The organism is Pseudomonas sp. CFII68 (assembly GCF_000416195.1).
In the GTDB taxonomy this organism is placed as follows: Bacteria; Pseudomonadota; Gammaproteobacteria; order Pseudomonadales; family Pseudomonadaceae; genus Aquipseudomonas; species Aquipseudomonas kilonensis.
Genome location: NZ_ATLN01000068.1, coordinates 17457 through 32614, shown reverse-complemented (window position 1 = coordinate 32614; position 15158 = coordinate 17457). Strand labels below are relative to the sequence as shown.

General features: G+C 62.2%; 14 protein-coding genes and 1 pseudogene. 9 read left to right on the top strand and 6 right to left on the bottom strand.

The features are described 5' to 3' along the window. Window positions 1–39 precede the first annotated feature (39 nt). Window positions 40–1434 (bottom strand): NorM family multidrug efflux MATE transporter, encoded by a 1395-nt coding sequence (locus CFII68_RS16810; RefSeq protein ID WP_033062590.1) that lies wholly within the window; start codon window positions 1432–1434, stop codon window positions 40–42. 158 nt (window positions 1435–1592) lie between these two features. Here CFII68_RS16810 and CFII68_RS16815 point away from each other — a divergent pair, with 158 nt between their 5' ends. The 4 genes and pseudogenes from CFII68_RS16815 (at window position 1593) to CFII68_RS16825 (ending at window position 6127) form a co-directional block, all read left to right on the top strand. Further along, window positions 1593–2513 carry a LysR substrate-binding domain-containing protein gene (locus CFII68_RS16815; RefSeq protein WP_018605570.1) on the top strand — a complete coding sequence of 307 codons (921 nt, stop codon included), beginning with the start codon at window positions 1593–1595 and terminating at the stop codon, window positions 2511–2513. 74 nt (window positions 2514–2587) lie between these two features. Then, window positions 2588–3772 (top strand): annotated as a pseudogene (locus tag CFII68_RS28190) (Cache 3/Cache 2 fusion domain-containing protein); the annotation flags it as partial. 42 nt (window positions 3773–3814) lie between these two features. Continuing rightward, a complete protein-coding gene (locus CFII68_RS28185) occupies window positions 3815–4675 on the top strand; it encodes a methyl-accepting chemotaxis protein (RefSeq protein WP_371103543.1) in 861 nt (286 codons plus the stop codon). 237 nt (window positions 4676–4912) lie between these two features. Then, window positions 4913–6127: an aldose 1-epimerase family protein gene (locus CFII68_RS16825; protein ID WP_018605566.1), complete on the top strand. Its 1215-nt coding sequence runs from the start codon at window positions 4913–4915 to the stop codon at window positions 6125–6127. Window positions 6128–6133: 6 nt separating this feature from the next. Here CFII68_RS16825 and CFII68_RS16830 read toward each other — a convergent pair whose 3' ends face one another. After that, on the bottom strand, window positions 6134–7627 hold the full coding sequence (locus CFII68_RS16830; protein ID WP_018605564.1) for a YifB family Mg chelatase-like AAA ATPase: 1494 nt from the start codon (window positions 7625–7627) through the stop codon (window positions 6134–6136). 266 nt (window positions 7628–7893) lie between these two features. Between CFII68_RS16830 and CFII68_RS16835 the strand changes: the two genes are divergently transcribed. After that, window positions 7894–9165 carry a sensor histidine kinase gene (locus CFII68_RS16835; protein ID WP_018605563.1) on the top strand — a complete coding sequence of 424 codons (1272 nt, stop codon included), beginning with the start codon at window positions 7894–7896 and terminating at the stop codon, window positions 9163–9165. An 18-nt stretch (window positions 9166–9183) separates the two neighbouring features. Here the strand turns inward: CFII68_RS16835 and CFII68_RS16840 are convergent, their stop codons facing one another. Then, entirely contained in the window at window positions 9184–9444 is a 261-nt protein-coding gene (locus tag CFII68_RS16840) for an accessory factor UbiK family protein (protein WP_018605561.1), read from the bottom strand. 415 nt (window positions 9445–9859) lie between these two features. On the opposite strand from CFII68_RS16840, the gene glnK reads away from it, so the two are divergent. The 4 genes from glnK (at window position 9860) to sutA (ending at window position 12630) form a co-directional block, all read left to right on the top strand. Then, the gene (gene glnK / locus CFII68_RS16845) at window positions 9860–10198 is read left to right on the top strand and encodes a P-II family nitrogen regulator (RefSeq protein ID WP_002555808.1); all 339 of its coding nucleotides are present in this window, start codon (window positions 9860–9862) and stop codon (window positions 10196–10198) included. 33 nt (window positions 10199–10231) lie between these two features. Further along, complete coding sequence (locus CFII68_RS16850) at window positions 10232–11566, top strand: ammonium transporter (RefSeq protein ID WP_018605437.1); 1335 nt, start codon at window positions 10232–10234, stop codon at window positions 11564–11566. Window positions 11567–11778: 212 nt separating this feature from the next. Then, on the top strand, window positions 11779–12204 hold the full coding sequence (locus tag CFII68_RS16855; protein WP_018605435.1) for a secondary thiamine-phosphate synthase enzyme YjbQ: 426 nt from the start codon (window positions 11779–11781) through the stop codon (window positions 12202–12204). 102 nt (window positions 12205–12306) lie between these two features. Further along, the gene (gene sutA / locus CFII68_RS16860; protein ID WP_014340827.1) at window positions 12307–12630 is read left to right on the top strand and encodes a transcriptional regulator SutA; all 324 of its coding nucleotides are present in this window, start codon (window positions 12307–12309) and stop codon (window positions 12628–12630) included. 191 nt (window positions 12631–12821) lie between these two features. Here the strand turns inward: sutA and CFII68_RS16865 are convergent, their stop codons facing one another. Genes CFII68_RS16865 through CFII68_RS16875 form a run of 3 tightly spaced genes read right to left on the bottom strand, consistent with a single transcriptional unit; the run spans window position 12822 to window position 15147 of the window. Next, the gene (locus CFII68_RS16865; protein WP_018605430.1) at window positions 12822–13526 is read right to left on the bottom strand and encodes an HAD family hydrolase; all 705 of its coding nucleotides are present in this window, start codon (window positions 13524–13526) and stop codon (window positions 12822–12824) included. Then, window positions 13523–14422: a tyrosine recombinase XerC gene (xerC, locus tag CFII68_RS16870; RefSeq protein ID WP_018605428.1), complete on the bottom strand. Its 900-nt coding sequence runs from the start codon at window positions 14420–14422 to the stop codon at window positions 13523–13525. The genes CFII68_RS16865 and xerC overlap by 4 nt, the downstream gene beginning before the upstream one ends. Continuing rightward, window positions 14422–15147: a DUF484 family protein gene (locus CFII68_RS16875; protein WP_018605426.1), complete on the bottom strand. Its 726-nt coding sequence runs from the start codon at window positions 15145–15147 to the stop codon at window positions 14422–14424. The genes xerC and CFII68_RS16875 overlap by 1 nt, the downstream gene beginning before the upstream one ends. Window positions 15148–15158 lie beyond the last annotated feature (11 nt).

Below are 15158 nucleotides of genomic sequence, written 5' to 3'. Positions count from 1 at the left end.
ACCGCCTTCGCGAGCAAGCCCGCTCCCACATAGGGAATCTCAGTCGGCTTGGATGCTTTCGAAGCGCCTCAGCCCAGGCTCACTGCGAATCATCCGCTTCATCTTCCATTCAAACGCCGCCGTCAGGCTCACGGCCGCGCAGGCCAGCCCCAGGGCCAGGCCCCACCAGACACCGGTCGGTCCCCAGTTCAGGTGGAACGCCATCCACCACGCCGCTGGCGCGCCGATCAGCCAATAGCAACCCAGACCGACCAGGAAAGTGGTCTTGGCGTCCTTGAGCCCGCGAATGCAGCCCATGGCGATGGTTTGCGTGCCATCGAACAGCTCGAACCACGCCGCCACCGCCAGCAGGCTCACGGCCAGGTTGATCACATCGCGAAACGCCGGGTCGTCGTGGTCCAGGAACAAGCCGACCAATGGATGGGGCAGCAACCAGAACACCATGGCGAACGCCAGCATGGCGGCCGCGCCAAAGCCAATCCCGACCCGACCCGCCAGGCGCGCCATCAGCAACTGCCCGGCGCCATAGTGCTGGCCGATGCGCATGGTAATGGCGTAGGACATTCCCGCCGGCACCATGAACGCCACCGAGACGATCTGCAGCGCGATCTGGTGGGCTGCCAACGGCGTGCTGCCCATGGTGCCCATGCACAGCGCAGCGAACGCAAACAGCCCGACCTCCACCGCGTAAGTGCCGCCAATCGGCAGGCCCAGGCGCCACAGCTCCTTGAGGTACTGGCGATTGGGCCGCGACAGGCCGTCGAGCAGCGGATAGGCACGGTAGGCCGGGTGCCGATGGATGTGCCAGGCCAGCGCCAGGGCCATGCAGTTGGCGACGATGGCCGTGACCAGGCCGATGCCCATCAAGCCGAGTTTCGGCAGGCCGAACATGCCGGTGATGAGCGCGTAGTTGAGCAGGAAGTTGGCCAGCGTCCCGCCAAGGCTGATCACCATGACCGGTGTGGCCCGGCCGATGGCACTGGTGAAGCCGCGCAGGGCCATGAAGCTCAAGTAGCCGGGCAGGGCGAATGGCAGCGCCAGCAGGAACTGTCCGGCGGACAGCACGTTGGTTTCGGTCTGGCCGAACATCAGCAGCACCGGCTTGAGGTTCCACAACAGCAACCCGGCCATCAGCGCCATCAACCAGGCCAGCCACAGTCCGGCTTGGGTCAGCCGGGTGGCGCCTTCGACATCGCCTGCGCCCTGGCGGATCGCGACCAGGGTGCCCACCGCAGCGATCACGCCGATGCAGAAGATCGACACGAACGAATAGGTGGCCGCCCCAAGCCCGCCGCCGGCCAGGGCTTCGGGGCTCAGGCGCGCCATCATCACGGTGTCGGTGAGCACCATCAGCATGTGCGCCAACTGCGAGGCAATCAACGGCCCCGCCAGCCGCAGGATGGCCCAGAGTTCGGTACGCACAGGATGCCGCATGATCATCACGCTCCATGTTCAAACAAGGCAGTAAAGCAACGATTCTCGGCGCTCCCGGCGGATTGCACAAAGGGATAAAAAAGATCGCTGGCATGATTAAAACTCATGCTGAATGCGTTTCTGGTAGGGTTTGCAAACAACGCCATGGAGCTTTTGCGATGTCTCGTCGTCTTCCTCCTCTTTATGCGCTGCGGGCATTCGAAGCCGCGGCGCGCTACAGCTCGTTCACCCGGGCCGCTGAAGAGCTGTCGATCACCCAGAGCGCCGTCAGCCGGCACATTCGCACGCTGGAAGATCACTTTGCCTGTCGGCTGTTCCTGCGCAGCGGCCGCAACCTGCAATTGACCGAGGCGGCGCGGTTGTTGTTGCCGGGCGTACGTGAGGGCTTCATGGCGCTGGAGCGCGCCTGCCATACCTTGCATGGCGAGGATGGCATCCTGCGCATGAAGGCGCCTTCCACGCTGACCATGCGCTGGCTGTTGGCGCGCTTGAGTCGCTTCCGGCATTTGCAGCCTGGCAACGAGGTGCAACTGACCAGTGCCTGGATGGACATCGACGCGGTGGACTTCAACGTCGAGCCCTTCGATTGCGCCGTATTGTTGAGCAACGGGCATTTCCCGGCGGACTGGGAGGCCAGTTTGCTGTTTCCCGAGGAATTGATCCCGGTGGGCGCGCCGAACCTGCTGAACGACCAGCCTTGGGATGTGGCGCGATTGGCCTGCGCTGAATTGCTGCACCCCACGCCGGATCGCCGGGACTGGCGCAATTGGCTGCAACGCATGGGCCTGTCTGACAAGGTCTCGCTCAAGGGGGGCCAAGTGTTCGATACCCTGGAGCTGGGCATGATCGCAGCGGCACGCGGCTATGGGGTTTCCATGGGCGACCTGCTGATGGTGGCCGAGGACGTCGCTCAGGGGCGCCTGAGCCTGCCCTGGCCGACGGCTGTCGCCAGCGGTGAACACTATTACCTGGTCTGGCCGAAAACCCGACCGGGAGGTGAACGTTTGCGCCGACTTAGCGACTTCCTCCAGGGTGAGGTGAAGGCCATGCAATTACCCGACGTGCAGCGTTTGGGCTGAAACGTTGCAGTTGGCGTGATAGCTACTTGATATTAATCCCTCCAGGCCGCTCAAGTATTTGGTTTTGCCGCCGAATGTGTGGGGATGGAACCTTCGTGCAGAAAGGACCAACTTACACCTCACTCGAAAAATGCCGAGCGTGCGAGCGTGATCAGGATGATCCGGTCTCTCGGCCAGGAGCCGTCATGTCTCAACCCCGTGCCCGGATCGCCTCACAGCTAGGCCTTGCCCTCGCTGTGATATTGGCGATCGTGATCTCCGGCAGTACCGTCTTCGCCCTGCGTTCGCTGGACGCTGCCAACCTCACCACCCGTGAAGAACACCTGGCCAGCGAAGCGCGTCTGATGGCCGATCAGCTCAATACGTTCCACGGCACCTTGCGCGAGAGCACGCAGCGCTTGGCCGGTCTGTTCGAAAAGCGCTTCAGCGCGGGCCTGACCGTGCATCCAGACCAGCCGGTGACGGTGGCGGGCGTACAGACCCCAGGTTTGAACCTGGGCAGCGAAGTGTTGAATAACAACTTCAAGGAAGTGGATGACTTCAAGGCGATGACCGCCGGGGTTGCCACGGTATTCGTGCGCAGCGGCGACGATTTCATCCGCGTCAGTACCTCCGTCAGTAAACAGGACGGCACGCGGGCCATTGGTACCGTGCTCGACCGCGCCGGTCCAGCCTATGGTCCGGTGATCAGCGGGCAGAGCTACATCGGTCGAGCCTTGCTTTTTGGACGCTTCTACATGTCGCAGTACACGCCTGTACGCGACAGCGGCGGCAAGATCATTGCCGTGTTGTATGTAGGCTTCGACTACACCGATGCGCAGAACGCGCAGTTCGAGAACCTCAAGCGTTTCCGCATCGGCCAGACCGGTTCGCTGGCATTGTTGGATGAGCAAAACAAATGGCTGGTGCCGCCGGCGGGCGTACAGGCGCTGGACAACGCTACTGCGGCCATCACGGGCTTGATCAAAAAACCGGGCAAGGGTGCGTTCTGGGACGACACCGCGGAAGCGTTCTACAGCGTCGCCGTACCGTTCGAAGGCGGGCCATGGGCCGTGGTGGCGAGCATGCCGAAAACCGAGATTCGCGCCGTGACCTGGAGCGTCGGTACGCAATTGGCCATTGGCAGCCTGCTGGCGATGTTGTTGGCGGTCGGCTCGGCAATGTGGTTGTTGCGTAGCAAACTGGCGCCGCTTGGGGACCTGGTACGCCAGGCCGAAGCCTTGGGCGCCGGCGACCTGAGCGTGCGCCTGAACGTGTCGAGCCATGATGAAATCGGTCAGTTGGCCCGTGCCTTCAACCAGATGAGCCAGGCCTTGTCGACCATGGTCGAGCACATCCGCAAGGCCTCCCAGGAGGTCAACAGCCGCGCCCAGGCGCTGTCCGGGTTGTCCAGCGGGGCGTATGAAGGCATGGAGCAGCAATCCGGCGAAATCACCAGCATGGCCGGCGCGGTGGAAGAGTTCAGTGCGACCTCATTGAACATTGCCGACAACATGGGCAACACCGAACGCCTGGCCCAGGAAAACGCCCAGCAAACCCGCATTGGCCGGACCTCGATGGACGAAGCGTCGTCGTCCCTGGAGCAAATTGCCGGTGCGCTGAACAGCACGGCCACGGTCATCAACACCTTGGGCCAGCGTTCCCAGGAAATCGGCGGCATCGTGGGTGTGATCACCTCGATCGCCGAGCAGACCAACCTGCTGGCCTTGAACGCCGCCATCGAAGCTGCCCGCGCAGGCGAGCAGGGCCGTGGTTTCGCCGTGGTGGCCGATGAGGTCCGCAGCCTGGCTTCCCGCACTCGCCAGGCCACTGACGAAATTTCCAGCATGATCAACAGCATCCAGCAGGAAACCGGCAATGCCATCAGCACGATGGAGCAGGGCAATGTGTTGATGCAGGAAGGCCTGTCGCGCAACGCCAACGTGGCCACGGCCTTGGCCCGCATCGATGAGCAAAGCCGCTCGGCCGGCCAGCAATTTGCGGCGATCACCACCGCCACCCAGGAACAAAGCAGCACCGCGACCCTGCTCAGCAGCAACCTGCAAAGCATTGCCATGGCCAACAGCGAACAGCGCCAAGTGGTCTCGAACCTGGCACTCACCGCCAAGGAACTGGAAAAACTGGCCCAGGACCTGCGCCAAGAGGTTGATCGGTTCCGCTGAAGCGTCCCGTCACGAGCAAGTTCACCCATACCCCTGTGGGAGCGAGCTTGCTCGCGATGACGGCCGCCCAGCCAGCGTCATCTCAATTTGACCCACCGCTATCGCGAGCAAGCTCGCTCCCACAAAAGCTGTCACCCCGGTGTCGCTCCTTTTTTAGGATTATTGCTGTTTTTAAGCTTGCTGAAACGTTTCTTCAAGTCTATAAAAACCGCACAACTCCAATAAAAGGTCGTGACCATGACTCCGCTCAAACTCCTCGTTACCCTTGGCGCCTTGGGCGCTGCCTCCCAGGCGATGGCTTGGGATTACGTCCTGCTGGATACGGATAAAGCCGCCCAACCCTGGCAAATCACCAGCCAGCAACTCGGGGTGAAGACCGACAAACCCTTTTCCGTGACGATGCGCACCCTGCACGGCGGCCGGCAGGAAGGCGTCAGCATCGTCGACATCGACAATGGCACCCTGAAACTTTCGGTCGTCCCGACCCGTGGCATGAACGTGCTGCAGGCTTCGGTCGGGAATGTGCGCATGGGTTGGGATTCGCCCGTCAAGGAAGTGGTCAATCCGGCGTTCATCGAACTCAACGGCCGAGGCGGGTTGGGCTGGCTCGAAGGTTTCAATGAGCTGGTCACCCGTTGCGGCTACGAGTGGGTCGGCCATCCCGGCATGGACAACGGTGAGCTGCTGACCCTGCATGGTCGTGCCGCCAATATTCCTGCCAACAAAGTCACCTTGCACATCGACGAAAAGCCGCCCTACGCCATCACCCTGCGGGGCGAGTTGAAGGAGCAGGCGTTCAAGAAGGTCGATTTCTCGGTGCAGACCGAACTGGTCACCGAACCCGGCAGCGTGACGTTCGCGCTCAGCGATACGCTGACCAACAACGGCGATTATCCGAAGGAATACCAAGCGCTCTACCACAGCAACTTCAGTACGCCGTTCCTGGAGCAGGGCGCCCGTTTCGTGGCACCGGTCAAGCAGGTTTCGCCGTTCAACGACAAGGCCAAGGGCGATTTGTCCGATTGGCAAACCTACCGGGGCCCGACCAAGGATTACGACGAAACCGTCTACAACGTCGTGCCATACGCTGACGCCAAGGGCGACACACTCACCGTGCTGCACAACAAGGCCGGTAGCCTCGGTGTTTCTGTGGGCTTCAACACCAGCACGCTTCCGGTGTTCTCCCTGTGGAAAAACACCGATACCCAGGGCCAGGGCTACGTGACCGGGCTGGAGCCAGGCACCAGTTTTTCCTATAACCGCCGGTATCAGCGCCCCCTGGGTCTGGTTCCTACCATCGCGCCGAAAGAGCACAAGCAGTTCCAGATCCACTACAGCCTGTTGGCGGACAAGGGCGCTGTGGATAAGGTGCTCAAGCGCATCGACGCCATCCAGAACGGTCAGAAAACCGAAGTCCGGGAAACGCCGTTGGTGGACCTGAGCAAACCATAAGGCGGTTCAGGGGTTAGTCGGCCGATACTGCAATGCCTCGGCCAGATGCTCGCGGCGGATACACCCCGCTTGCTCCAGGTCCGCCAGCGTCCGGGCGACCTTGAGCAAGCGGTGGGCGGCGCGCAGCGACAGGGTCAGCCGTTCGCAGGCGGTTTCCAGCCAGGTCTCATCGGTTGTGGATAACTTGCAATGCCGGCGCAACCCCGGCAGATCAAGGAAGGCGTTGGCGCAGCCCTGGCGCTTGTGCTGACGCTCCCGGGCCTCGGCCACCTGCTCGGCGACCGTGGCGGTATCGTCCCCGGTTTCGCGCGTGGGGTTCAACGCCGTGGCTTCCCGGGCGACGGTCAGGTGCAGGTCGATGCGGTCCAGCAGCGGTCCGGAGAGTTTGTTGCGGTAGCGCTGCACCATGTCCGGTGTACAGCAGCAGCGTCCGCTGGGCTCGCCAAGATATCCACAGGGGCAAGGATTCATTGCCGCCACCAACTGGAAACGCGCCGGGAAGCGTACTCGGTCACGGGCGCGAGACACCACGATGTGCCCAGACTCCAGAGGCTCTCTCAAGACCTCCAGTACCCTGCGGTCGAATTCCGGTAGTTCATCCAGAAACAGCACGCCATGGTGGGCGAGGGTGATTTCCCCTGGCTGCGGTTTTGACCCGCCACCCACCAGCGCCGGGCCGGACGCCGAGTGGTGTGGCTGGCGAAACGGGCGTTGCGGCCAGTGGCTCAACGGTATGCAACTGGCCACCGACTGGATGGCCGCGACCTCCAGGGCTTCGCTTTCGGCCAACGGTGGCAACAGCCCTGGCAAACGGCTCGCCAGCAGGGTCTTGCCGGTGCCCGGTGGCCCACTGAACAACAGGTTGTGAGCCCCCGCGGCGGCAATCAGCAAGGCCCGCTTGGCCCCGGCCTGGCCTTGTACTTCATTCAGGTCGGGGTAGGGCTTGCTGGCCGAGAGCAGTCCATTGGAAACGAACGGCTCTACCGGCGTGTGGCCGTTGAAATGCGCCACCGCTTCGAGCAGATGGTCCACGGCGATCACCTTCAGCCCCGAGGCCAGGCAGGCCTCCTCGGCATTGGCCCGCGGCACCACCAGCATGCGCCCGGCCTTGCGCGCCGCCAGCGCCGCGGGCAATACCCCGCGCACCGGTCGTACCGCGCCGGACAAGGCCAGCTCACCAAGGCATTCCACGTCGTCCAGCGTCAGCGTTGGCACCTGCACGCTGGCCGACAGGATCCCCAGGGCAATGGCCAGGTCGAAGCGTCCGCCGTCCTTTGGCAGGTCTGCCGGCGCCAGGTTCAAGGTGATGCGCCGTGCCGGGAAGTTCAGCCCCGAATTGATGATCGCGCTGCGCACCCGGTCCTTGCTTTCCTTCACCGCCGCCTCCGGCAGGCCAACCATCGTCAGTGATGGCAAGCCATTGGCCAGGTGGACTTCAACGGTAACGGCAGGAGCCTCGACACCTACTTGGGCGCGGCTGTGGACGATGGCAAGCGACATGAATCATTCCTTGAGTGAATAGGGCGCCGCGTCCTGCGGCTCTGGAAGGTTAGTCGTGGGGACGAACTTGGGCGCGGAAATTGATGGGGGAAAATTTGGCAGGATGTTTCGAGGGCAAGTGACAGCCAAGGGGCGGCAAGCGGGATGCGGTAGCGGATATCACCGCCTCACCTGGCCACGCAAAATGCCCGGGAAGGGCTCTCTGCTAGACTGCGATTTGCCCAGTCGGCACTTGGCGGTATCAACGGCACAACGAGGAAGTGGCCATGAACGATCTGCTGGCGCTGTTAACCGACAAGCGCTTCATGCCCCACGGGCATTGCTACATGTGGCGTCCGGATCTGCTGTGGACCAATGTGATCGCCGATGGCTTGATCGCCCTGTCCTACGTCACCATCCCCTTCACCCTCCTGTACTTTATCCACAAGCGCAAGGACGTGCCGTTCGACTGGATGCTCGCGGCCTTTGGCGTGTTTATCCTGGCCTGCGGGACTAGCCATGTGATGGAGATCCTGACCATCTGGCAGCCCTATTACTGGCTGATGGCGCTGGTCAAGGTGATCACCGCGATTGCCTCGGTGATTACCGCCATCCTGCTGGTCCGGCTGGTGCCGGCAGCCCTGAAGATCCCCAGCCCGCAGCAATTGGCCAAGGTCAACGACGAGTTGCGCGAGGCACAGGCCGAACTGGTCACCACGGCGCGCCGCGCCGGCATGGCGGAGATCGCCACCAATGTGCTGCACAACGTGGGCAATGTGCTCAATAGCGTCAATGTGTCGGCCCAGGTCCTCTACGAGAAGGTGCATACGTCCAAGGGGCCAGGGGTGGCCAAGGTCGCCCAGTTGATGAAGGAGCATCCCGATGACCTTGGTGTCTTCATCAGTAGCGATCCGAAAGGGCGCGCGCTACCCGACTATCTCGACAAGCTGGCCGACGCGCTGGCCGTCGAGCAGCAGGGCATGATCGCCGAGTTGGCGCAGTTGACCCGCCGAATCGACCACATCAAGGAAATCGTCGCCACCCAGCAATCCTACGCCGGCAACGCCAGCGTGCTGGAGCCGGGCTCGTTGCGAGAGCTGGTCGAGGATGTCGTGCGCATTTGTGATGTGTCCCTGGCCCGCCACCACATCACGCTGATCAAGGAATTCAGTGATATCCCGCAAATGCCGCTGGACAAGCACCGAGTGCTGCAGATCCTGGTCAATCTGATCAACAACGCCAAGCAGGCGCTGGACGCGGGTACGAACCGGCCGCCGCAGATCATCCTGCGCCTGAAGGCCGTTGACGATGAGCGCGTGCGGGTCGAGATCGAGGACAATGGCGAGGGGATTTCGCAGGACAATCTTGCGCGGGTGTTCGAGCACGGCTTCACCACGCGTGTCGACGGTCACGGTTTTGGCCTGCACAGCTGCATCCTGGCTGCGCACGAGATGGGCGGCGATCTGACCGTGCAGAGCGCCGGGCCGGGCAGGGGCGCGGTGTTTATTCTGGAGCTGCCGCTGGCACTGGCCCCGTCTCAACACGCTGCGAGTGGTTGAGTGGCCCGCAGGGGTTGCTTATTGCTGGGCCGGAGCCAGTCGCGCTTCCAGCTCGGCAACCTTGGCCTCCAGGCTTTCAAGCCGCGCCCGGGTCCGGGCCAGCACAACCATCTGGCTGTCGAATTCTTCCCGGCTTACCAGGTCCAGCTTGCTGAAGCCGCTTTGCAGCAGGGCTTTGAACTGGCTTTCGATTTCGCTTTTGGGCAGCGGTGTGTCACCGCTCAAGATACGGGAGGCGTGGCCGCTCAGGGCGTCGAGAAGGTCTTTGGGCGCAAGCATGTGCAGGTGTCCTGGAAACAATGGCGGGCAGTGTATCACGCAGTGTCTATAGTCAATTCGCAAGCAAGGGATGCACGCTTTTCGCGCATGAGGCCGGGCGTCGCTGCACTGTTGTTGTGCGTATCGCTGCGGTTCATGGCGCAGTGCACGTCGAGCAGGTGGCCAAGAGACTGAAATCAGAGGGTTTGGGTGCAGATGGCAAGGTTTCTGCTTAGAGGCTGATGACCCATGCACTGATGCAGTCGCTGTGACGAACGCAGTGCAGCAGGCGGAACGGGGAGTTTCGCCAGGATCGGTTAACTGGCACCTGTCGGGCAACTTGGGCCGACGACGCGTTACAAAGCCAGGCACTGCGCTTAGACTTGAGTCGGGTTTGTTTTCCTGGGGCAAGTCCACCAATTCGGGAGAAAGTTTCATGAAGCTAGTCACTGCCATCATCAAGCCGTTCAAGTTGGACGACGTGCGCGAGTCGTTGTCCGAGATCGGCGTGCAGGGCATTACCGTTACTGAGGTCAAAGGCTTCGGTCGGCAGAAGGGTCACACCGAGCTGTATCGCGGCGCGGAATACGTGGTCGATTTCCTGCCCAAGGTGAAGATCGATGTCGCCATTGACGACAAGGATCTTGACCGGGTGATCGAGGCAATCACCAAGGCTGCCAACACCGGCAAGATCGGTGACGGGAAGATCTTTGTGGTCAATCTGGAACAGGCTATTCGCATCCGTACCGGCGAAACCGATACCGACGCCATCTAAGCCGCCAAACCCAACGCCCCAGGAGAAAACAATATGACTCTGCGTAAATTCGCAGGGCTAGGAGCCCTGTTGTCCTTCGCAATGCCTGGCCTGGCCATGGCAGAAGAAGCGGCAGCCCCAGTCCTGAACTCCGGCGACACCGCCTGGATGCTCACGGCAACGATTCTTGTACTGTTCATGACCATTCCTGGCCTGGCGCTGTTCTACGGCGGCATGGTTCGGTCGAAAAACCTTCTTTCCGTGATGATGCAGTGCTTTGCCATTACCGGTCTGATCAGCGTCCTGTGGGTCATCTATGGCTACAGCATCGCGTTCGACACCACCGGCATGGAGCAGGGCGTCGTCAACTTCAACTCCTTCGTCGGCGGCTTGGGCAAGGCCTTCCTGGCGGGCGTCACGCCAGCCAGCCTGACCGGCCCGGCGGCGCTGTTTCCTGAAGCGGTGTTCATCACCTTCCAGATGACCTTCGCCATCATCACCCCGGCCCTGATCGTCGGTGCATTTGCCGAGCGGATGAAGTTCTCCGCCATGCTGATCTTCATGGGCGTGTGGTTCACCCTGGTGTATGCACCGATTGCCCACATGGTCTGGTCCGGCAACGGTGGCCTGCTGTGGGACTGGGGCGTGCTGGACTTCGCCGGCGGCACCGTGGTGCACATCAACGCCGGTATTGCAGGCCTGGTGGCGTGCCTGGTATTGGGCAAGCGCAAAGGCTTCCCGACCACGCCAATGGCGCCGCATAACCTGGGTTACACCCTGATGGGCGCGGCCATGCTGTGGGTCGGCTGGTTCGGCTTCAACGCCGGTTCCGCTGTCGCCGCCAACGGCACCGCTGGCATGGCGATGCTGGTGACCCAGATCGCGACCGCCGCGGCGGCGCTGGGCTGGATGTTTGCCGAGTGGATCACCCACGGCAAGCCAAGCGCACTGGGCATTGCCTCGGGTGTGGTCGCCGGCCTGGTTGCAATCACCCCGGCTGCCGGCACCGTGGGCCCGATGGGCGCCCTGGTCATCGGCCTGGCGGCGGGCGTGGTGTGCTTCTTCTGCGCCACCACCCTCAAGCGCAAACTCGGTTATGACGACTCCCTGGACGCCTTCGGCGTACACGGCATCGGCGGTATCCTCGGCGCGATCCTGACCGGTGTGTTCGCAGCACCGGCACTGGGTGGCTTCGGCACCGTGACCGATATCGGCGCGCAAGTGTGGATTCAGTTCAAAGGCGTGGCGTTCACGGTGGTCTACACCGCGATCGTCACCTTCATCATCCTCAAGGTTCTGGACGCCGTCATGGGTCTGCGTGTCACCGAGGAAGAAGAAGCCGTGGGCCTGGACCTGGCCCAGCACAACGAGCGTGGTTACAACCTGTAAGCACGCGCAATAAAAAATGCCCGGTTCGCCGGGCATTTTTTTGCCTGGAATTTGTCATTGCTCACAAGGTGCAGTGGTTTTTCCGACGCCTTTTGTTGTGGATGCGACATGGGTTTTTATACCGTCAAAGGCTTACACCGAAGCAAGAATATTAGGCCCTTTGTTTTTTCCCTGAGCGCGCTAGAATGCGCGCCGAACGTGCGGAGATCTGTATGTGGCAACAGACGCTGATAACCCTGCGGGCAAGGCCCCGGGGCTTTCATCTGGTGACGGACGAGTTGCTTGCCGGCCTGCCTGAACTCCAGGCGTGTCGTGTCGGTCTGTTGCATCTGTGGCTGCAGCATACCTCGGCTTCGTTGAGCATCAACGAGAACGCCGATCCGGCGGTACGTCGAGACTTCGAACGATTTTTCAATCGGCTGATCCCACAAGGAACCGCCGACTATGAGCACAACGACGAAGGCTTGGACGACCTCCCGGCGCACTTCAAGGCCAGTGTGCTCGGTTGCCAGGTCAGCCTGCCGGTCACGGCAGGACGGCTGGCATTGGGTACCTGGCAAGGTGTTTATCTGGGCGAGCACCGCGATCACGGTGGTGCTCGTAAAGTCCTCGCCACCTTGTACGGTGAAGGGGCATAACCGCTGATTGCCGGCGGATATTGAATTTTTTCTGGCAGCCTTCGAACAGATGGCGAAGCTGGGCTATAACTAATCTGCTTTTCGCAAGTCATGAGGTAGAACATGAGCGACGATGATCTGGAAAACGACGACCTCGAAGTAGGCGACGAAGACGAGACCGAAGAAGGCCTTGAAGCGGCAGCGGAAGACGTTGCCGACGACGATGGGGCCGATGTTCCGGCACCTACCGCCAAAGGCAAGGCCAAGGCAGCCGTGTCGGTTGACGAGTTGCCGAGTGTAGAGGCCAAGAACAAGGAGCGTGATGCGCTGGCCAAGGCCATGGAGGAATTCCTGGCCAGGGGCGGTAAGGTGCAGGAAGTGGAGGCCAACGTGGTCGCTGATCCGCCCAAGAAGCCTGACAACAAGTACGGCAGCCGCCCTATCTGAGTATCGGCTTCATTGCTTGCTGAAAAAGCCCGCCGTCGCTGCGGGCTTTTTCATGAGCCAGATAAAGTCTCGGACCTGTGGGAGCGAGCTTGCTCGCGATAGCGGTGGGTCTGTGGCATTGATGTTGGGGTGCCGCCGCCTTCGCGGGCAAGCCCGCTCCCACAGAGGTTGTAGGGCTGCAGGGCGGGGGTTCAGTGCTGGCGATGCCACCCTGCCAATAACCCCGGCAGTTCGGTGAGGCTGCGGATTTCTGCATCCGGCGCGTGGTCGGCATTCCAGGGTTTGCCTGCCGGGTTGAACCATACGGCGCGCAGGCCGGCCTGTTGGGCGCCGGCGATGTCGTCGCCCGGGTGATCGCCAATGTGCACGGCGGTTTGCGCCGTGGCGCCGCCGCGTTGCAGGGCTTCGTGGAACAGCCGGGCGTCAGGCTTGGCGATGCCGATGTCTTCGGCGCACAAGGCGAACTTGAAATAGTCCGCCAACCCCAGGCGCCGCACGTCGGCGTTGCCATTGGTGACCACACCGAGGGCGAAATGGTTGGCCAGGATCTCCAGGGTGGGCTGCACCTCGGGAAAGACTTCGAGTTGATGGCGGGCGTGCAGGAACGTCTCGAAGGCTTGGTCCGCCAGCTCAGACGCTTGCCACTGATCGTAGCCGGCTTCCTGCAAGGCACGGAACAGCACCCGCCGACGCAACGCACTGATGCGATGCTTCAGGCCGGGCTCTTCGCGCAGCACTTGCTCGCGAATCGAAAAAAGATGCTCCACCGGCACGCCGCCCAGGTTTGGTGCGTTGTCGGTGAGCCATTGGCGGAGTATGGCTTCGGCGCTGGCGATCACCGGGGCGGTGTCCCACAGGGTGTCGTCCAGGTCGAAAGTGATCAGCTTGATGGTCATGATTCGTCGCCCTTGATGCGTTTGGCCCTGGGGTGGGCACTGTCATAGACCGTTGCCAGGTGCTGGAAATCCAGGTGGGTGTAGATCTGTGTGGTCTTGATGTCCGAGTGCCCCAGCAGCTCTTGAACGGCGCGCAGGTCCTGGGAGGACTCCAGCAGATGGCTGGCGAAGGAGTGCCGGAGCATGTGCGGGTGCAGGTTCTGTCCCAGCTCCCGTTCGCCGGCAGCTTTGACCCGCAACTGAATCGCCCGCGGGCCGAGACGTCGCCCCTGTTGGCTGACGAAGACCGCGTCGTCGGCAGGGTTGGTCAGCGCCCGCAGCGCCAGCCATTGCTCCAGGGCTTCACGGGCCTTGCGGCCAACGGGCAACAGGCGTGTCTTGCTGCCCTTGCCGAGCACCTGGACCATGCCATCGGCCAGGTCCAGTTGATCCAGGTTAAGCCCCGTCAGCTCTGAAAGCCGCAGGCCGGAAGAATAGAACAGCTCGAGAATCGCCTGGTCGCGCCGTGCCAGGAAGTCATCCTCGACGGCACCTTCAAGCAATTGCAGGGCGCGATCGGTGTCGAGAGTCTTCGGCAATCGGCGTTCGCCCTTGGGCGGCGCCAGGCCGGTGGCCGGGTCGTGATCGCACAGGCCTTCGCGATTGAGGTAGTGATACAGGCCGCGTACCGCCGACAGCAGGCGCGCCAGGCTGCGGGAGGATTGCCCCTGTTGATGCAGGCGGGCGATCAGGCTGCGCAAGCGTTGGATGTCCAGGGCCGACCAGCTGCCGATGTTCTGCTTCTGGCACCAGCCCAGCACTTTTTCCAGGTCGCGGCGATAGGCCGACAACGTGTGGGGCGACACCTGGCGCTCACTGCGCAGGTGTTCGCAGTAGGCGTCCAGTTGTCGTTCCATCATCCGCGTACCGAGCGCAGCGAACCGGCGACCCTTGGCAGCACCCGACCAGTGACTTCGGCGATGTAGCTCAAAAACAGCGTGCCCACCGAACTCTTGTAGTGCTGCGGATCGCGGCTGGCGATGGCCAGCACGCCATGCACGCCCTGGTGGGCGATGGCGACGACGGCGGTGGAGCCGATCTGCTTGCGTTGTTCTTCGCCAAACAGGAAGTCCAGCTCATGTTCGCGCAGGCTGCCGCTGACGCTTTTGTCTTCCGTGAGCAGGCCGCCAATGGCCGTCTGCGCTTCGGCGTGGGTCACCCAGCGGCCCACCGGCATGGCGTTGTCACCGAACAGGATCAGGCTGACAAAGGGCACCTGGAAATCCTGGCGCAGGCTGTCTTCGACGCTCATGACCAGGTCTTCGAGGGTGTTGGCGTCCATCAGCGCCAGGATCAGCCGACGGGTCTTGTCGAAGAGTCGGTCGTTGTCCCGGGCCACGTCCATCAGGTGCGAAAGACGATGACGCATTTCGATGTTGCGCTCGCGCAGGATTTTCATCTGGTGCTCAACCAGCGACACGGTATCGCCGCGCCGGTGGGGGATGCGCATCGTCGCAAGCAGTTCTTCATGCTCGACGAAGAAGTCCGGATGAGCCTCCAGGTAAGCCGCCACAGCTGCGGTTTCTGGAAGGCTGGGGGATTCGTCGGGCTGTGGGGCTGGAACCTGTGGCTGGTCGGTCATGGGTTTGGCTC

What these genes read in the sequence shown, in the direction of transcription:
- CFII68_RS16810 (WP_033062590.1), bottom strand. Translation starts at nt 1,434, where the DNA reads ATGCGGCATCCTGTGCGTACCGAACTCTGGGCCATCCTGCGGCTGGCG.
- CFII68_RS16815 (WP_018605570.1), top strand. Translation starts at nt 1,593, where the DNA reads ATGTCTCGTCGTCTTCCTCCTCTTTATGCGCTGCGGGCATTCGAAGCC.
- CFII68_RS28185 (WP_371103543.1), top strand. Translation starts at nt 3,815, where the DNA reads ATGAGCCAGGCCTTGTCGACCATGGTCGAGCACATCCGCAAGGCCTCC.
- CFII68_RS16825 (WP_018605566.1), top strand. Translation starts at nt 4,913, where the DNA reads ATGACTCCGCTCAAACTCCTCGTTACCCTTGGCGCCTTGGGCGCTGCC.
- CFII68_RS16830 (WP_018605564.1), bottom strand. Translation starts at nt 7,627, where the DNA reads ATGTCGCTTGCCATCGTCCACAGCCGCGCCCAAGTAGGTGTCGAGGCT.
- CFII68_RS16835 (WP_018605563.1), top strand. Translation starts at nt 7,894, where the DNA reads ATGAACGATCTGCTGGCGCTGTTAACCGACAAGCGCTTCATGCCCCAC.
- CFII68_RS16840 (WP_018605561.1), bottom strand. Translation starts at nt 9,444, where the DNA reads ATGCTTGCGCCCAAAGACCTTCTCGACGCCCTGAGCGGCCACGCCTCC.
- glnK (WP_002555808.1), top strand. Translation starts at nt 9,860, where the DNA reads ATGAAGCTAGTCACTGCCATCATCAAGCCGTTCAAGTTGGACGACGTG.
- CFII68_RS16850 (WP_018605437.1), top strand. Translation starts at nt 10,232, where the DNA reads ATGACTCTGCGTAAATTCGCAGGGCTAGGAGCCCTGTTGTCCTTCGCA.
- CFII68_RS16855 (WP_018605435.1), top strand. Translation starts at nt 11,779, where the DNA reads ATGTGGCAACAGACGCTGATAACCCTGCGGGCAAGGCCCCGGGGCTTT.
- sutA (WP_014340827.1), top strand. Translation starts at nt 12,307, where the DNA reads ATGAGCGACGATGATCTGGAAAACGACGACCTCGAAGTAGGCGACGAA.
- CFII68_RS16865 (WP_018605430.1), bottom strand. Translation starts at nt 13,526, where the DNA reads ATGACCATCAAGCTGATCACTTTCGACCTGGACGACACCCTGTGGGAC.
- xerC (WP_018605428.1), bottom strand. Translation starts at nt 14,422, where the DNA reads ATGGAACGACAACTGGACGCCTACTGCGAACACCTGCGCAGTGAGCGC.
- CFII68_RS16875 (WP_018605426.1), bottom strand. Translation starts at nt 15,147, where the DNA reads ATGACCGACCAGCCACAGGTTCCAGCCCCACAGCCCGACGAATCCCCC.